Below are 16801 nucleotides of genomic sequence, written 5' to 3' on the forward strand. Positions count from 1 at the left end.
TTCCTCGAAAGGACTCCTCATGCGACGACCCGGCAAGACGACCCGTCGGAGTGCCGCCACCGCGACGGCGGCCCTCGCCCTCGCCCTCGGCACCACCGCCTGCGGCGGCACCACCGGACCCGCGAGCGACGGCGAACTCAGCGGCCAGACCGTCACCGTGGCAGGCGTCTGGACCGGCGCCGAGCAGCAGAGCTTCAAGAAGGTCCTCGACGCCTTCACCGAGAAGACCGGCGCCAAGACGGTCTTCGTGCCCTCCGGCGACAACGTCTCCACCTTCGTCGGCAGCAAGATCGAAGGCGGCAACGCGCCCGACGTGGTGATGGTTCCCCAGGTGGGCGTGCTCCAGCAGTTCGCGAAGGAGGGCTGGCTCCAGCCCCTGTCCGACCAGACCGCCCAGACGGCCGGATCCACCCTCGCCCCGGTGTGGAAGGACTACGGCACCGTCGACGGCACGTACTACGGCCTGTACTTCAAGGCCGCCCACAAGTCCACCGTGTGGTACGCCCCCGAGGCCTTCGCCCAGGCCGGCGTCGGCGAACCCAAGAGCTACAGCGACATGCTGAAGACCGGCCGCACCCTCGCGGACTCCGGCCGCCCGGCCTTCGCCATAGCCGGCGAGGACGGCTGGACCCTCACCGACTGGTTCGAGAACATCTATCTCTCCCAGGCCGGGCCGGAGAAGTACGACCTGCTCGCCCAGCACAAGCTGAAGTGGACCGACGAGAGCGTCGTCAGGGCCCTGACCACCCTCGGGGAACTGTTCAAGGACAAGCAGCTCGTCGCCGGCGGCGCCCAGACGGCACTCGGGACCGACTTCCCCTCGTCGGTCGCGCAGGTGTTCGGCCCGGAGCCCAAGGCGGGCATGGTCTACGAGGGCGACTTCGTCGGCGGCGTCGCCAAGGGACAGTTCGGCAAGAAGCTCGGACAGGACGCCAAGTTCTTCCCGTTCCCCTCGGTCGACGGCGGCAGGGCGCCGGTCGTCAGCGGTGGCGACGCGGCGGTCGTCCTCAAGGACGGCAAGAACGGCAAGGCCGGCATGAAGCTCGTCGAGTTCCTGGCGAGCTCCGAGGCGGCCGAGGTCTGGGCCGGCGCGGGCGGCTTCCTGTCCCCGAACAACGAGGTCGACTTCGCCAAGTACAGCGACGACACCACGCGCAGCACCGCCAACTCGCTCATCGCCGCGGGCAATTCGATCCGCTTCGACATGTCGGACCAGGCCCCGGCCGCGTTCGGCGGGACCAAGGGCGCGGGCGAGTGGAAGCTCCTCCAGGACTTCCTGCGCGACCCCTCGGACGCGCAGGGCACCGCCGCGAAGCTCGAAGCCGAGGCCGCCAAGGCCTACGGAAACTGAGGCGCCCGCCATGGCTGACACCATGACCGCCCACCCCGCGGCCGACGGGCGGCGCCGGGCCCAGCGCAGGAAGCGCCGCCTCGCGGTCGTCTTCGTCCTGCCGGCCCTGCTGCTCCTCGGCGCGCTGGTCGTCTACCCCGTCCTCTTCTCCTTCGGCCGCAGCCTGTTCGACGCGGACGGCGACCGGTTCGTCGGAGCCGCGAACTACGCGGCGATCGTGCAGGACCCGGCCACCCTCAAGGCGATCCGCAACAGCGCCATCTGGGTCGTCGTCGCCCCCACCCTGCTCACCGGACTCGGGCTGGTGCTCGCCGTGCTCACCGAGAAGGTGCGCTGGGCGACCGCGTTCAAGCTCGTGCTCTTCCTGCCGATGGCCGTGTCGTTCCTCGCCGCGGGCATCATCTTCCGGCTCGCCTACGAACAGGACCCGGACCGGGGCGTGCTCAACGCCGCCGTCGTCGGTGTCCACGACGGTTTCGACGACGCTGCCGCCTACCCGACGGCCCGGGCCCGGGAGGGCCACGGTCTGACGGGCGGGGCGGGCGGCCCGTACAGCACCGGGAGCACCGTACGGCCCGGGGGCTCGCTCAGCCTCGGGTTCATCGGGGTCGCACCCGATGCGATGCCCGCCGACGCGAAGGCCGCTTCGGACGCGGACGCCGCGGCGCCCGGCACGGACGCGATCGGGGGAGTCGTCTACCTCGACTTCGCCCCCGGTGGCGCGGGCACCCCGGGCAGGGTCGACCCGGACGAGAAGGGGCTGCCTGGCATGACGGTCGAGGCCGTACGGGACGGCCGGGTGGCCGCGACCGCCACCACGGCGGATGACGGCTCCTTCCGCCTTGCCGGGCTGGCCGACGGCGACTACACGGTCCGGCTGCCCGCGGCCAACTTCGAGGCCCCCTACCAGGGCGTGGACTGGCTCGGTCCCGCGCTGGTGACGCCGGCCATCATCGGCGCCTACCTGTGGGTCTGGACGGGCTTCGCGATGGTCCTGATCGGCGCCGGCCTCGCGGCCATCCCGCGCGATGCGCTGGAGGCCGCGCGGATGGACGGTGCCACCGAGGGCCAGATCTTCCGCAAGATCACCGTGCCGTTGCTCGCGCCGGTGCTCACCGTCGTCTTCGTGACCCTGGTGATCAACGTGATGAAGGTCTTCGACCTCGTCTACATCATTGCGCCGGGCCCGGTGCAGGAAGAGGCGAACGTGCTGGCCACACGCATGTGGCTGGTCTCCTTCGGCGGCGGCAACGACCAGGGGCTCGGCAGCGCGCTCAGCATGGTGCTCCTGCTGCTGGTCGTCCCAGCGATGATCTTCAACGTCCGGCGTTTCCGAAGGAGTGGAGCATGAGCGGCTACAGCACCGCCGAGCGGCGCAGGCCGTCCCGGCGGACGACGGCGGTCCGTCCCGTCCCGTCCCCGTCCCCGTCCGCGCCGGGGTCCGCGCCCGGACGGCGTCGCGGGGGCCGGCTCTCGCGCCTGCTGGGCAGCTCCGTCGTCCAGGGCGCCCTGATCCTGGTCGCCCTCGTGTGGATCACGCCGCTGGCGGGCCTGCTCCTGTCCTCCATGCGCTCCGAGCAGGACAACGCGACCGAAGGCTGGTGGACCGCGCTCACCGATCCGTCCCAGCTGTCCCTGGACAACTACAGCGCCCTGCTGAAGGATTCCGGCATCGGGGCGGCCTTCTGGAACACCGTCCTGATCTCCGTGCCCACCACCGTCCTGGTGGTCGCCATCGCGGCACTCGCCGGATACGCCTTCGCGTGGCTGGAATTCCCCGGCCGGGACGGCGTCTTCCTCGTGGTCGTCGGGCTCCTCGTGGTACCCGTGCAGATCGGGCTGCTGCCCGTGGCCAAACTCTTCGGCGCGGTGGGCCTGTTCGGGACGATCGCGGGCGTCGTCCTCTTCCACGTCGCCTACGGACTGCCGTTCGCGATCTTCCTCCTGCGCAACTACTTCGCCGAGATTCCGCGGGAAATGCTGGAAGCCGCCCGGATGGACGGCGGCAGTGAGTGGCGGATCTTCTCCCGGCTCGTGCTGCCGCTCGGCCGGCCGGCCATCGCGAGCCTGGCCATCTTCCAGTTCCTCTGGGTCTGGAACGACATGCTCGTGGCGCTGCTGTTCGCGGACAGCGAGTCCCAGCCGCTCACCGTCGCGCTGCAGTCCCAGATGCGGCAGTTCGGAAGCAACATCGGCGTCCTCGCACCCGGGGCGTTCCTGTCCCTGGTGGTCCCGCTGATCGTCTTCTTCGCGTTCCAGCGCCACTTCGTCCAGGGCGTGATGGCGGGCTCGGTGAAATAGCCGCCCCGCCTTCTCCCCGGGCGCAGGCCCTGCTGTCGGTGTCTCCTCCGCGGGACACCGACAGCAGGGCCTGCGCCGTCTCCGTGTTTCGTACCGTCCCTGCAGCGGTGTGGGACGGCGAGGGGACCGCCATGGACTCAGCGGTCCCAGAGCTCGGACGACAGCTGCTTGAGCTGCAACACGGGCCGTTGGAGTGACGGGTCGACGGAGGAGTAGAGGCTGACCCGGAAGGCCCAGGCCCCGCCCTGCGTTGCGGGCTGCTCGCGCTCGCTCCACTCGACGAGCGCCTGCGTGAGGGTCGGGACCGTCGTCGTGCCGGGTCACGAACAGCTCCGGCAGTCCGAGCGTGATGTCGGTAGCCTCCAGCACCGGCCCCAGCTGCGGCGCGACGTACGAACGGCCGACGACCAGCGTCTCGGTGAACACGGGGACAGGGTCCGACGACACCCCGACCGCCGGACCGGCGAGCGCCTGCACGACGACCGTGGTGGAGGTGTCCGTGATCTCCACCGGCCGGCTGCCGGAGGTCGCCGTCGTGTCGAAGAGCGTGGTCAGGGTTTCGTCGACGACCGTGCTGACCCGGTACCCGTCGACGAGCGGCGAGGTCAGCGCGTCCCAGGACACGCGCAGACCACCGACGCGACGGCCGGGGCGGCCGGCACGACCGGGGCCGTCACCACCGGGCCGGCCGAGCGCCCGGCCCGCCCGCGGACCGACACCGCGTAGGCCGCCCCGCGCGGCAGTGGCCCGGGAACGGCGAGCGACAACGTCGGCGCGGGGCTCAGGGTCTCCCGGCGGACCGGCACACCGTCGCGGAACAGGACGGCGTCGTACACGGTGGGTGCGAAATCCGGCGGCTCCACGTCCATCGAGACCCTCGCGCCGTCCGACGTCACCGAGGTGACGTCCGACAGCGCCGGCCGGATCCGGAGTGGGGGCGACGGCGGCCCGGATCCCGCCTTGTTGACGACCCGCACAGCACCCTTGTCGGCATCATCCGAGAACCTGCCCCAAGGTTGTTTGTAGCAGTCAGGCATATCCAGACCATCGCGACGGCAGGCCGTGTCCCACAACCGGCCATGCACTCCGCTCGGCCGGAGCAGCGGCGAGAGCGGGGGCGGAATCCGACAGGTCGCCTCGGTCCCCCGAGGTCCTGGAAGACTTGGCGAAAGCTGACCGAATATGCGAATCGTCGTAGGCTCCGGCGAACGCCCTTGACCTGCGGAAGCGGGCTGGAGCAACTGCTTGTAGGCGATCACGTGGTCGGGGTTCGCAGGCTTCCAGTCGGCCCGGCCGCCGAGCTGATGCGGCACCTTGTGCCAGGCGATGGAGACGCCGAGGGGGTCGGGACGGTGTCCTCGTCCTTGAGTTCCTTGTGCAACTGGACCGCGCCCTCGCCTCAGGTCGCGAGGTCGACGAGCCGGTGCAGGGCCCGCAGTCCGGGTATCGCGTCTCGGTCCGCGAGGTTCGAGCCCGTGCCGGTCGCGCGCAGCATTTCCCGCGCACCCGTGCGCTCGGAGGAATTCCAGGTGCCGGTCGCGACCGCCTCCACCGCGTCCGCCGCCCGGCCGCTCGCCGTCAGCGCGCGGAGCGCGGTCGCCGCCTCCGAAGCCTGCTGCCCGTAGGCGAACTCGACGTAGCCGTACGTAGCCGTAGCGCGCGAAGGGACGGGTGTCGAGCAGGCTCAGGATCCGTTCGCGGACGACACCGATGTCCTCTCCGGCGGTTGCCGCCCGCAGTTCCGGGCGGCGGCGCAGATCGTGGTCTTCGGCCAGGTGCCCCTGAGGGTGTGCCGGTGCGATGGCCGCCACGGTGGTGGACGGGAGGCACGCCGCGATCAGCGCCACGCACGGCCCAGCAGACCGACGCCGAGGGGGTCGTCGTCAGGTGAGCGAATAGTTCTCGCCGAGAGGAAAGCAGAGCGCCATGAATGATTCACGAATGCTCGGTTGAGGTCATAAAGCGATCACTGATGGGACTTTTCATCGGATGATCGGCCCACCTGGATACAGTGTGATTACCGGGCTGGCATATGTAGTTCCCAGTTTCGGTGTCCACGGCGAGAGCGGCTGATTGCAGGGACATGCCAGAGTTTGATGTACCGGCACCACGCCGAAAACCATCAAGAGTGACGGGGCTTGATCTGGCCAGGGCGCTCACCGAGATGTCGCAGGACCGGCTCTCCGGGGCGCTGATGGTGTCGGGGGAACCTGGAGGATCCTTCCACCTTCGGTGTGGTGCCCTCGTCGAAGTGGCTTCACCCGGGGCCCCCGGAGTCGAGATCCTACTCCTGCGATCGGGCCGGGTGAGTGAGGCCGACTGGGTGTCGGTCACCCGGTCGTGTGCGGCGGATGGTCGCGTCGGGGCCGTGCTGATCGCCCAGGACCTGGTCGGCAGTGCGGAACTGCAGCTGATGTGTGTGATGGCCGCGCTGGACGGAGCACTGGCTGTCGGGATGGGGCGGATCGACGACTTCACCTTTGAGCAGGATGCCCGCACCTGCCGCCTGGCTGCTCCGGACGGCATTGAACCGGAATGGCTGGTGGAGGAAGCGGGAAGGCGGATTCGGGTCCTCGGCGCTCTTGCGCAGTACCTCTCCCCGTTCCGAAGTCGGCTTGCCCGGACCCATGCCGGCTCAGCATGGCTCGCGAACACGGCCACGGGTGAGCGCAGGGAGATCCTGCTGAGGGCCAACGGCCGGCGCAGCGTTCGGGACATCGCCTTCCTGCTCGGCCGGAGCCTGTACGCCGTCACCGTCGAGGTCTCGCGCCTGATGAGCGAAGGCCTGCTGGAGACGGTGGTACCGGCCGATGTCCAAAGCCTTGAAGTACCGTCCCCGCCTCCCGCTCCCGTCGGTGGCCAGCCCGCGCAGAGGCAGCTGCCGCAACGCCTCCCTGGTGCCAGTGGCATCACCGACGTGCTGCCGCTGAGGCCTGTGGCCGAGCGCTGGCGGCCCCCGCAGACGTACCTCGCGAAGCACCGGGCCCGCGGTGGAAATCCTTGAACCCTCCAACAGGTAACACGTCGAGCACAACAGGAGAATCGTGACAACCAGGAATGCGCAGCTCGTCACCGAGCTGCGGGAGCTGCGGGACCGGGTCGTCGGCGTCACCGACGTCGTGGTGGCCTCCGCCGACGGTCTGCTGATCACGGCCGAGATCGACGACGTCGTGGATCCGGAGTGCCTGGCCGCGCTCACCGCGGCGACCCTCAGTATCGCCCGCCGCGCCGGGGCCCTGACGAGCAAGGGGCTGCTCCACCACACCGTGTCGCGGTACACCGACGGCTACCTCGTCGCCCATGCCGTCGGAGACATGGCCCTGATCGGGGTGCTCGGCGACACGGGCCTGGACATCGGGCGCCTCAACGCCGAGACGCAGGCCTCCCTACAGCGCCTGAGCGCGCTGCTCACCTCGGCGGACACGCAATCCGCGGGCAGCTGATCGGTGCGCTGGAACAAGAACACTGTCAACGAAGGAGCACGATGAGCGGCGCAAAAGCACAAGGGCACCAGAGCATGTCCGAGCAGGTCGCAAGCCTGGTCAAGAGGTTGCGTGCGGAGGTTCCCGACTGTGTGGCTGCGGGAGTCATCGACATGTCGACCGGCATGCTGCTGTCCGTGGAGACCGTCGACTCCCACCCGGCGGAAGTCCTCGACATGCTGGCGGCGGCGACACTGGACCTCTTCCAGGGCCGCAACGTGGTGATGATCGAAGGGATCTTCAAGGAGCGCCGCGGGATCGTGAGCGACCGCCACTACTTCCAGGAGATCCTGGTCAACAGCGACAACCTGACCCACCTCTTCCTGCGGATCGACAGCGCCGACGAAGTGGTCGCCGTGGTCGTGTGCCGCAAGACCGTGAATGTGGGCATGCTCTTCGCGCAGGCCCGCCGGGTCCTGAGGGAACACGGACATCTGTAGGTCGTGCCACGGGCGACGTCCCCCGGTGCCCCTGCCCTCGTTGTCGGTGACGACCGCGACGTGAATGGTGTCGGCATGGGAGTCCACACCGCCGAACACCCGCCGGCCGCCGTCCTCACCGTGCCCGTTGCCGTCATGCCGGAGGCGCCTTCCTAGCCGGAGGTGACACCGGCCAGGTGGGGCGTACAGGACATTGAGGGGGCTTCTGGTCAAGCTCCCATCAGGTCATGTTCCACCTGGCCGGCGGGGCGAGTGCCTCCGGCTGCGCGTCCGCGATCCGGTTCCCCAGCGGCGTCTCCCAGGCACGGCCACCGGCCACGTCGGCGGCGCTGCCCATGCGGTACCAGCCACCGTCCAGCCGGATCTCACGCGGGCCGGCGGGCGCCGCGCCGGCTGTTCGGCCGGCCGTGTCGAGGCCATGGACGGCTCTGACTCGCCGGGCACCCCCTTACGGCGGCCGGGGGTGCCGCAGGAGGGAGCGTCTCGCGTCATGTGCTCGGCTTCTCTGTTTCCTGGTGGCCGGAGTAGGCGCCAGGGCATGACCGGTAGCCGGAATCTCGGCGGACCGCCCCGGACCCGCGGTGTTCGCCGGTGGGCTACATTCCGGGCGCGTTGCGGCCGGAGCCGGAGCCGGTGGTGAGAAGGGCGGGCAGGTCGGCGAAGGAGTCGAGGACGTGGTCGGGGGTTCCGGAGGCGGCGCGGTGCGTCTCGGGGAGGTACTTGCCTGTCCTCACCAGGACGCCGGCGATGCCGCAGTGCTGGGCTGCCAGCACGTCCGACTCGATGTCGTCGCCGATCATCAGCGCTTCGGAAGCATCGGCGCCGAGGTGGGTGAGGGCGCTCGCGAAGAACGCGGGCGCCGGCTTGCCCGTCACCTCCGCCTCCGTGCGGGCGGCCTTCTCGAGGCCTTCGAGGTACGCCCCGGTGTCCAGGTCGAGGCCGCCCTCCGTACGCCAGTACAGGTTGCGGTGCATGGACACCAACCGGGCCCCGCGCTGTAGTTGGTGGAAGACGCGGTTGAGGGCCTCGTAGCCGAACTCGGGGCCCGCGCCGCCGAGCACGACCACGTCCGCGTCCCCGTCGTCGACGAGGGTGACTCCCGTCAGGTCGTCCCGTACGTCGCCGCTGTTGAGCAGGAGGCAGCGGGCGCCGGGACAGTGCTCGCGCAGGTACGCCGCCGTAGCGGCCGGAGCCGTCAGGATATCTCCGGCACCGACGGGGAAGCCCAGGCCGGCCAGGCGCGCGGCGATGGCGGCACGTGTGCGGGAGGTGTTGTTGGTGACCAGTGCGAGACGGAGGCCGGCGGCGCGCAGTCGCTCCATGGCGGCGACCGTTCCGGGCAGGGGCTTCCAGGAGACGGTGAGGACGCCGTCGATGTCGATCAGGACCGCACGGATTCGCTCCACGGAGCCGACGGTAGCCGAGATCCACAGCGGCTGTCCGACGGTAACAGATCGGGGCAAACTGGGCATGACCGGGCCGGTGACCTGCGGCACCCATTGCCGCAGGTCACCGACCCGCTCCAGTGCCAGGAGCCCCGAAAGTCCTCATCTTTCGGCCCTGTGGCCCTGTGGCCCTATGGCCCTGATGTGCCCGTGGTCAGGATGTGATCGAGTGACGGGTCCAAGCCTGCGACCGCACCAAGCCGTCTGGGCGCGGGATGCCAGCGGGGTGTGTGGCGGAATGTGACGGCTGCGGCGGCCGTGAGGGCAGCGAGCTGTCCCGGTCCGACGAGGAGTGCGCCGAGTTCGTCGAAAATCAGTGGTGCTCTTGCCGGATCCGTTCCCCCCGACCAGGTCGACCACCTCACCCGGGGCCTGCGCCAGGTCGACGCCGTTCGGCACCCGCACCCGGCGTCGGGCGGGCCACGGACCGCGCCGGTACGCCTTCTCGGTGCCGGATGCCGTCGGCACCGTGCGGCGGCGTGCGGCTCGTCTTCGGAGGCCCTCCTCCATGCGCAGGTCTTCCTTGGCCGGGCCGCAGCCCGCTGCGGGCCATGGCCATCGACGCCTCCCCCTTCGACCGGGCTGCAGATGCGGCCGCATCGCGTCCATGCCGGTTCCCGGGCGGAACGGCTGCGTGAGACTGGTGGCCGGGCTGGGGGCGACCCCGAAGTCGGAGCGCCGCAAGGACGTCTGGGACCTGTATGTCTGCACCGCGCACGGCGGCACCCTGGACTTCACCGGCGGCCCGTAAAGCCGTCTGCGGGAGGTCGGTGAAATCTGAGCCCATGACCAGCCGCGCCGACGCGATGCCCGGTCCCAGACCGTCCGGCAGCCGTATGCGACGGCCAGGTTCCAGCGGGCGGCCGCCACCAGGGCCTAAAGGCCGGCTGGGTATTCCGGTTGAGTGAGGTCAAGAGGTGACTGCGGCGTGGTGGAGCGGTTTCGACGGGCAGGCCGGATAGAGGTCTGCCGTGACCACGTTCCGTCTGCGCCGACGTCCCGCTCTCCTCGCCCTGGCCGCCGCTGTGCTCCTGGCCGCCCCGACCGCGATGGCAGCCACGCCACAAGCGCCCTCTCGCGGCGCCCTCTCCCTCTCGGAAACCCCGGCCTCGGCCGACGGGCACCCCTCACCGCCACCCGACACCGGCCGGCAGGTGGAGCGGTTCAAGCACCAACTGGCCGGATCCGGCTACGTATCGCAGTCGGGAACAGAGGCGGTCTTCGACCTGAACCGCAGGTACTGCGAAGGCGCCGTCTTCAGCGCCATGTGGCCCAACCCTCAGTCGCCCTACATCGTCACCGGCATGCCGGAGGTCCCCGGGCAGACACCCAACACCAACCCGCCCGCGACGTGGCGCCTGAGGCAGGACGAGGCCGTTGTCCTGATCGGCACGACCCCGCCGCCGGAGGAGTACTTCTCCTTCGACCTCACCATGCTGAAGGGCGCTCTGCCCACCGGCCCGCTCCTGTGGACCTCCGTGGGTGACCCGATCAACAACAAGACCGTACGCACACAGGGCGGGACTCCGTACAACCGGCCGTTCGCCCTGGTGATCACCGGTAACGAGCGCACCCGGACCGAAGTGAACCGGATGCTGGAGGCCTCCGGGCTGGGTGCCGAGACGAACAACATGACGATCCCTCCGGCCATGTACCGGCTCGGCCTCGACCAGGATGCCGACCAGTTCCTGCTCGGCATCCGCACAATCGTGCCCGAGCCCGGCTTCGAGCAGGCGCTCGACGACTACCGTGCCACCCCTCCGATCCAGGCCTTCCGGGTAAGGCCGCAGGGTGAGTCCGGGGACGGGACGAGGCCGGTGTACGCACCCGATCCGCTGCCCGTCCCCCGGCTGCGCGTCTCCGGGACCGGGGCCACCGAACTCAACCTCAACCCCACTCTGCAGCTGCTGCGCCAGCGCATCGTCGAGGCACACCCGGGCTATGAGGTGCACGACGAAGTGGTCGAGCGCGGCTTCGAGGAGTCCAATCCGGGGCTGCAGGACAATTTGGTGATCGATCCGCCCACTACCGGGGTGGGCGCCCTGTCCAACGACGCCGACGACCCGATCACCCGGAACTTCACCCTGCCGGACGGTTCCTTCGTCGTCGCGTACGGCACGAACCACGTGGCCACCCGCCAGGCGGCCTACTCGAGCATCACCCTCTACGCCGACGCCAAGGCCTCCGTCTCCGTGGCCGCCGAGCACAACCGTCAACTGCATGGCAGCGCTGGTGACTTCATTCCCGACCAGCCGAACGCGGACAAGTTCTACGCCTGGACCTTCAGTCGCGCCGCCGATACCGGACCGGCCGGACCGCACGTCACCACACTCCCGCCCACCAGCACCGACTTCTGCGCGCAGTACGGCACCGACCGGCCCGTCGACATGAGCACACTCCGGTTCGTGGCCCGCGCCTACATGCAACCCGCAACCCTCACCCGCCCCGCCCTCTCCTCACTGCTCCTGGACCGGCTGCTCATCTTCACCCCGAAGCGGTAATCCTGTCGGCGTACCGCGAACGTGGCCCGGCGGTCGAGCAAGGGTCCCGAGGGGGTGATCTCCCCGCGGCAGGAACATGAAGGCAGGGCCTCCCGAACAGCCCGTGGGTGTCGAATCCATCCGAGCACCACGCGGCCGACCGGTCAGGGCGTGAACGGCGGTATCCGTCGGACATGGCCGACGCCGAGCGGCCGAGGTCCGCACCGCGCTGCCGGCGCCGGCCTGGCTTCAGGGTCGGGGAGAGCCGCCGGAGGTCATTGCACCGGCAGCGCGGGCTGTGTATGCGCTGACCTGCCGCGGCGAAGAGGTGACCACAGCTGCGACGGGGCTCGGCGGCGGCTACCGGAAACCCTTTCGCGTCCCGAAGGCGCATGTCTGCGGGGCGGCATGGGCTGCGGCTGCGCTGTTCCGTCCGGTCACCGGTCGGAGTCTGTCGTCAGGACACCGCCCCGCGCGCCCACGCCGCCGGGTCGGGATCCTCCCTTGAAGTATTGACCGCCCTCTGCCGCGAGCCTACGTTGACGGCACATTGAGAGCGCTCTCAGGGAGGCTGTGCATGAGGTTACGCAGACGTCTGGCGCTTGTGTTGACGGCCGCTGTGGCTACCACGGGTCTGGCGGCCACCGTCGGTAGCGGCGTTGCTTCCGCCGCCACCATCGAGGTGGGCAAAGGAAGCTACAGCGACGTTCGTCCGCCAGGGAGGCAGGGGCCGTCCGACAACGGCGGCCAGCCGGTCAAGCCCAAGGTCACGTCCGCCATGGCGGACAAGCCTGTGCCGACCAACGACTGGTGGTCCTCGCTGATCTTCCAGCGGTTCTCTGGCAACCCGTGGTCGGAGAACCTGTACGGGCATCCCCTCACCTACAAGGCGGTGTCCGGTGGTCTGGAGGTCGGCTATCCGACCGCCCATCAGATCGTGGGCGGCGGCCGCCAGTACGAGTTCCCGCACAAAGCCGACCTGACCCTCGGCCTCGCGGGCCTCAACTCTCCCGACGCCAAGGCGGACGGGTGGAGCGACTGGACCGTCACCCCGTACTGGAACGACGGCGCGCGCACCCTGCGGACGACCATCGGCCACGGCCTGCCGTACGTGTACGCGGAAGGCACCGGAGGCGCGGCCCAGATCAGCGCAGCGGCCCCGCCCACCGTCTTCGCCGACCAGGACAATGTCCTCGGTGTCACCATCTCGGGCCATCACTACGCGCTGTTCGCCCCGAGCAGCAGCGACTGGAACGTCTCCGGCAACGAGATCCGGGCCGATCTCGGCGCCGAGGACTACTTCTCCCTGGCGGTCCTCCCCAGCGAGGAAGCGCTCGCCGACTACAAGAAGTACGCCTTCAGCTTCGTGACGGGCTCGAAGGTGGACTGGGACTACCGGGAGGGCGACGGTGAAGTCAAGGCGACCTACACGCTGACCACCGAGGCAAAGGAGGGCGAGGAGACCGGCACCCTCCAGGCGCTCTACCGCCACCAATGGCTGCACACCTCCGACACGCTGACCGGCTACAGCTACGTCTCGTCGCGCGGGGAGATGAAGGTCCGCGAGGGAACCTCCTTCACCACCACGCAGAAGGTGAACGGCGTCCTGCCGGGGCTGCCCAGCGCCCCGGGCGTCGACAGGGCGAAGCTCAAGACGTACATCAACGACGTGCTGACGCAGGGTGATCCGTTCAGCGGTGCCATCGACACCTACTGGACGGGAAAGGCCCTGGGCAAGCTCGCCCAGCTCGTGCCGATCGCCGACCAGATCGGCGAGACGGCGAACCGCGACAAGCTCCTGCAGCTCATCAAGGGGCGCATGGAGGAGTGGTTCACCGTCGGCGGTCCGTCCGAGTTCTCCTACGACAGGGACTGGCGCACCCTCATCGGCTACCCGGCCTCGTACGGCAGCGACCAGGAGCTGAACGACCACCACTTCCACTACTCGTACTACGTGATGGCCGCGGCCGTCGTGGCGCAGTACGACCCGCAGTGGGCCGCCGGCTCCGAGTGGGGCGGCATGGTCGAGAAACTCATCGAGGACGCCGCCAACCCGGCCAGGGACGACACCGAGTACCCGTTCCTGCGCGGCTTCGACGTCTACGCCGGCCACAGCTGGGCCGCCGGTCACGAGGCCTTCGCCGCCGGCAACAACCAGGAGTCGTCCTCGGAGTCGACCAACCTCAGCGCCGGCCTGATCATGTGGGGCTCGGCCACGGGTGACAAAGCCCTGCGCGACCAGGGCGTCTACATGATGACGACCGAATCGGAGTCGATCGCGCAGTACTGGTTCGACGCCGACCAGCAGGTGTACCCGCAGGACTTCGCCCACGACGTCGTCGGCATGGTCTGGAGCAGTGGTGGTGCCTACGCCACCTGGTGGACCGCAAACCCCGAGGAGATCCACGGCATCAACTTCCTCCCCATGACCGGTGGTTCGCTGCACCTGGCCAGGGAGAAGGAAATGCTCCGCCGCAGCGTGGCCGAGATGGAGAAGGAGAACGGCGGTCCGGCCGTCGAGTGGCGCGACATCTTCTGGCAGGTCCAGGCCCTCTACGACCCGGGCAAGGCCATGGCTGCCTGGAACCAGTGGGACGGCGGCTACGTCCCCGAAGCCGGCGAGACGAAGGCCCACACCTATCACTGGGTCGGCACGATGAACTCCATCGGTGCGCCGGACATGACCGTCACGGCCAACATGCCTTCGGCGGTGGCCTTCGCCAAGAACGGCACCGAGACGTACGCCGCGCACAATTACGGTGCCGAGGAGTGCTCGGTGGTCTTCTCCGACGGCGGCGTGCTGAACGTCCCGGCGAGGTCGACCGCGTCGGGAGCGGGCGACGACACCGTGCTGGGGACGCTCTGCGGCGCTGCGGGCGGCGGAGAGGAACCGCCGCCGACCGACGGGAAGCCCACTGCGCCCGGCACCCCGGCCGTGTCCGACGTCACCGACTCCTCCGTCCAGCTGACCTGGGGCGCGGCAACCGATGACAAAGGCGTCAAGAACTACGACGTCTTCCGCGGCAGCGCGAAGGTCGCCACGGTCACCGGGACCACGTACACCGACACCGGGCTGACCCCCGGCAGCGAGTACTCCTACAGTGTCAAGGCCCGCGACACCGCCAACCAGGTCGGTCCGGCCAGCGCCGTCGTGACGGCCACCACCTCCGGTGACGCTCCTCCGCCGTACGTCACGGGCGACACCTTCTACCCGCGGTCGGGCGGCGAGCTCGCCACCCAGGCGACCGCGACCGGCTCCTCCGACACCATCCCGTCCGCCGGCGGCACGAACAACGACGGAACGCCTCGGAATCCGCTCGTCTACGAGGTGAAGAACGTCAAGGGCGCCCTCAAGTCAGGCTCCAGCACGGCCTTCACCTTCAAGGTGGACGCCGGCACCTCCGTCGGCTACGCCCAGCAGGCCCGGGTGTCGTACGACCTGACCGGTGACGGCACGTTCGACCGTGTCGAAACGTTCCGCTACTTCGCCACCGACCCGGTCCCCGGCTGGGAGGAGTACTCCTCGGCCCGGCAAGGGCTGCACTCCACCTCGGGCACCCTGGGCGATCTGAACGGCGCCACCGTCCGCGTGGAGGTCTGGAGCGCCCTGGGCAACGGCCCGTCCAGCCTCCAGGTGGGCACGGGCTCTGTCCTCACCATCCCGTTCGCCTGATCAGGAGCCCGGCTCCGTCCCGGTGGGACACTCGACCGGCCGGGCCGAGCGCAAAGCACCGATCACTGGACAACCGGCATCCGGCGCAGCGGCCGGTCCTGGTACCGGACGACGTCCTCCCCTGTACCAGGACCGGCCCGCGCGTACGCGCTCGGGACGAGCCGATGCCCTCCCGGCCGGAACCGGAAGGCGCGCGCTGTGGCGCAGGTGCCGCTCAGGCCGAGTTCGAACAGCACGAGCAGCTTCGGCGCGTCGGCCCCGCCGGCGCAGCGATCGCGGTCGAGGATCACGCGTATCGCAAGGCGTTCAGAGCCCGTGCCGGTCGAGGACGGTCATCAGCTTCCGCTTGCGTTTCTGGTCGGCGCGCAGGGCGGCCAGGTAGGTGGCGTACTCGGCTTCGGTACCCAGGGCGCGGTGACAGGCGCGGGTGCTGAGGAGCAGCTCCGCGAGGCGTTCGTACGTACTGTCGCCGGTCTGCTTGCGCAGCGGCTCGATCCAGCGGAGGTAGACGCGCAGCGCGTCGGCCGGTTGCCGGTCGCGAATCCGGTCGGCCAGGGCGAGCCACTGGCGCTGGTCGGCGTAACCGTCGGTGGCGGCCTGCCAGGCAGACTGGAGGTCGTTGTCGTCCATCAGGGCGTCGACCAGCACGGAGCCGTCGTACTGGCGCCCCTCTCCGGGCTGGGCGACGGCCTTCAGCACCTCCAGGGCGCCCGTGCGTTCAATGCCCTCCCAGGTTCCGGCCGCACTCGCAGCCGTACGCAGGTGTTGGTATGCGGCAAGCGAGGGACGGGCACGCAGCAGATCCCGGCGGACCGCGACCACGTCGGCCAGGCGGTCGGCCCGCTCGTAGCGCTCGCAGACGAAGGCGACCAGATCGCTGTCCGGCCCCCATTCGGAGACGGTCTCCCGCAGGCCGCGTTCCGCCCACTCCAGGGCCTCGCCCGCTCGGCCCGCCGCCTCCAGCTCTCTGGCGATCACCAGGTGTGTGTGGCCGTTCGGGGCGAGGTCCGTTGCGTGGACCTCGACCAGCGCGTCCACGCTGTTGCCGTCGGCCTTCAGGAGGCGCTCCATGAGGTGCTTCTCCGCCCACCCCTTCGGCTTGGCTCGCCAGGCGGCCACCACCAATGCCCGCACCCGGGCCAGGCCCGGGCCGCCGAGCACCTCCCGGTAGTCGAAGAGGTCGATGTCGGCAGCGTCGTTCACCTCGCTCAGCAGGTACCGCACGAGCCGCTCGGCGGTCTCCAGCGGGTCGGGCCGGGCAGTCCGGCAGGCCTCCAGATGGGCTTCGGCCAGCCCCGTGGCGACGTCCCCGATCAGACCGTCCGAGTCGTCGATCTCGCCGTACGTGTGCCCCAGCGCCTGGAGAGCCTCACGGGCCACCTCCGCCGCGTCCGCCGACCGGCCGCTCGCCGTCAGAGCTCGCAGGGCGGTGACGGCCTCTGCCGCCCGTCGGTCGTAGGCGTGGGCGTCGGCGTACTCGACGTAGCCGTAGCGGGCGAAGGGGCGGGTGTCGAGGAGACTCAGGACGCGCTCCCGGACGATGCCGGTGTCCTCGCCGGCGGCGGCCGCGCGCAACTCCAGGCGGCGCCGCACCTCGCGGTCAGCGGCAAGCTGTTCCCTTACCAGGGC

12 protein-coding genes are annotated in these 16801 nt (G+C 69.8%); 8 read left to right on the plus strand and 4 right to left on the minus strand.

Annotated elements, in window-relative coordinates:
• The first annotated feature begins 19 nt into the window (after nucleotides 1-19).
• The 3 genes from OG332_RS40935 to OG332_RS40945 are packed head-to-tail and all read left to right on the plus strand — an operon-like array spanning nucleotide 20 to nucleotide 3652.
• Nucleotides 20-1351: an ABC transporter substrate-binding protein gene (locus OG332_RS40935; protein WP_327418198.1), complete on the plus strand. Its 1332-nt coding sequence runs from the start codon at nucleotides 20-22 to the stop codon at nucleotides 1349-1351.
• A 10-nt stretch (nucleotides 1352-1361) separates the two neighbouring features.
• Complete coding sequence (locus OG332_RS40940; RefSeq protein ID WP_327418199.1) at nucleotides 1362-2702, plus strand: ABC transporter permease subunit; 1341 nt, start codon at nucleotides 1362-1364, stop codon at nucleotides 2700-2702.
• The gene (locus OG332_RS40945; RefSeq protein ID WP_327418200.1) at nucleotides 2699-3652 is read left to right on the plus strand and encodes a carbohydrate ABC transporter permease; all 954 of its coding nucleotides are present in this window, start codon (nucleotides 2699-2701) and stop codon (nucleotides 3650-3652) included. Before OG332_RS40940 ends, OG332_RS40945 begins: the two co-directional genes overlap by 4 nt.
• Nucleotides 3653-4257: 605 nt before the next feature.
• Here OG332_RS40945 and OG332_RS40950 read toward each other — a convergent pair.
• Nucleotides 4258-4629: a hypothetical protein gene (locus OG332_RS40950; protein WP_327418201.1), complete on the minus strand. Its 372-nt coding sequence runs from the start codon at nucleotides 4627-4629 to the stop codon at nucleotides 4258-4260.
• Nucleotides 4630-6020: 1391 nt separating this feature from the next.
• Between OG332_RS40950 and OG332_RS40955 the strand changes: the two genes are divergently transcribed.
• The 3 genes from OG332_RS40955 to OG332_RS40965 all read left to right on the plus strand — a co-directional run bounded on the left by OG332_RS40955 (nucleotide 6021) and on the right by OG332_RS40965 (nucleotide 7574).
• The gene (locus OG332_RS40955; RefSeq protein ID WP_327418202.1) at nucleotides 6021-6656 is read left to right on the plus strand and encodes a hypothetical protein; all 636 of its coding nucleotides are present in this window, start codon (nucleotides 6021-6023) and stop codon (nucleotides 6654-6656) included.
• A 40-nt stretch (nucleotides 6657-6696) separates the two neighbouring features.
• Nucleotides 6697-7095 (plus strand): roadblock/LC7 domain-containing protein, encoded by a 399-nt coding sequence (locus OG332_RS40960; protein ID WP_327418203.1) that lies wholly within the window; start codon nucleotides 6697-6699, stop codon nucleotides 7093-7095.
• 74 nt (nucleotides 7096-7169) lie between these two features.
• Nucleotides 7170-7574 carry a hypothetical protein gene (locus tag OG332_RS40965; RefSeq protein WP_327418204.1) on the plus strand — a complete coding sequence of 135 codons (405 nt, stop codon included), beginning with the start codon at nucleotides 7170-7172 and terminating at the stop codon, nucleotides 7572-7574.
• A 596-nt stretch (nucleotides 7575-8170) separates the two neighbouring features.
• Here the strand turns inward: OG332_RS40965 and OG332_RS40970 are convergent.
• The gene (locus OG332_RS40970; protein ID WP_327418205.1) at nucleotides 8171-8980 is read right to left on the minus strand and encodes a TIGR01458 family HAD-type hydrolase; all 810 of its coding nucleotides are present in this window, start codon (nucleotides 8978-8980) and stop codon (nucleotides 8171-8173) included.
• Nucleotides 8981-9990: 1010 nt separating this feature from the next.
• On the opposite strand from OG332_RS40970, the gene OG332_RS40975 reads away from it, so the two are divergent.
• On the plus strand, nucleotides 9991-11520 hold the full coding sequence (locus OG332_RS40975; protein WP_327418206.1) for a hypothetical protein: 1530 nt from the start codon (nucleotides 9991-9993) through the stop codon (nucleotides 11518-11520).
• Between the two features lie 556 nt (nucleotides 11521-12076).
• The gene (locus tag OG332_RS40980) at nucleotides 12077-15172 is read left to right on the plus strand and encodes a glycosyl hydrolase (protein ID WP_327418207.1); all 3096 of its coding nucleotides are present in this window, start codon (nucleotides 12077-12079) and stop codon (nucleotides 15170-15172) included.
• Nucleotides 15173-15234: 62 nt separating this feature from the next.
• On the opposite strand, the gene OG332_RS40985 is transcribed toward OG332_RS40980, so the two are convergent.
• Together OG332_RS40985 and OG332_RS40990 are read right to left on the minus strand one after the other, a co-directional pair.
• A complete protein-coding gene (locus OG332_RS40985; protein WP_327418208.1) occupies nucleotides 15235-15462 on the minus strand; it encodes a hypothetical protein in 228 nt (75 codons plus the stop codon).
• A gap of 16 nt (nucleotides 15463-15478) precedes the next feature.
• A complete protein-coding gene (locus tag OG332_RS40990) occupies nucleotides 15479-16765 on the minus strand; it encodes a hypothetical protein (protein ID WP_327418209.1) in 1287 nt (428 codons plus the stop codon).
• Nucleotides 16766-16801: the final 36 nt, after the last annotated feature.

This window comes from Streptomyces sp. NBC_01233, assembly GCF_035989305.1.
Lineage (GTDB): Bacteria > Actinomycetota > Actinomycetes > Streptomycetales > Streptomycetaceae > Streptomyces.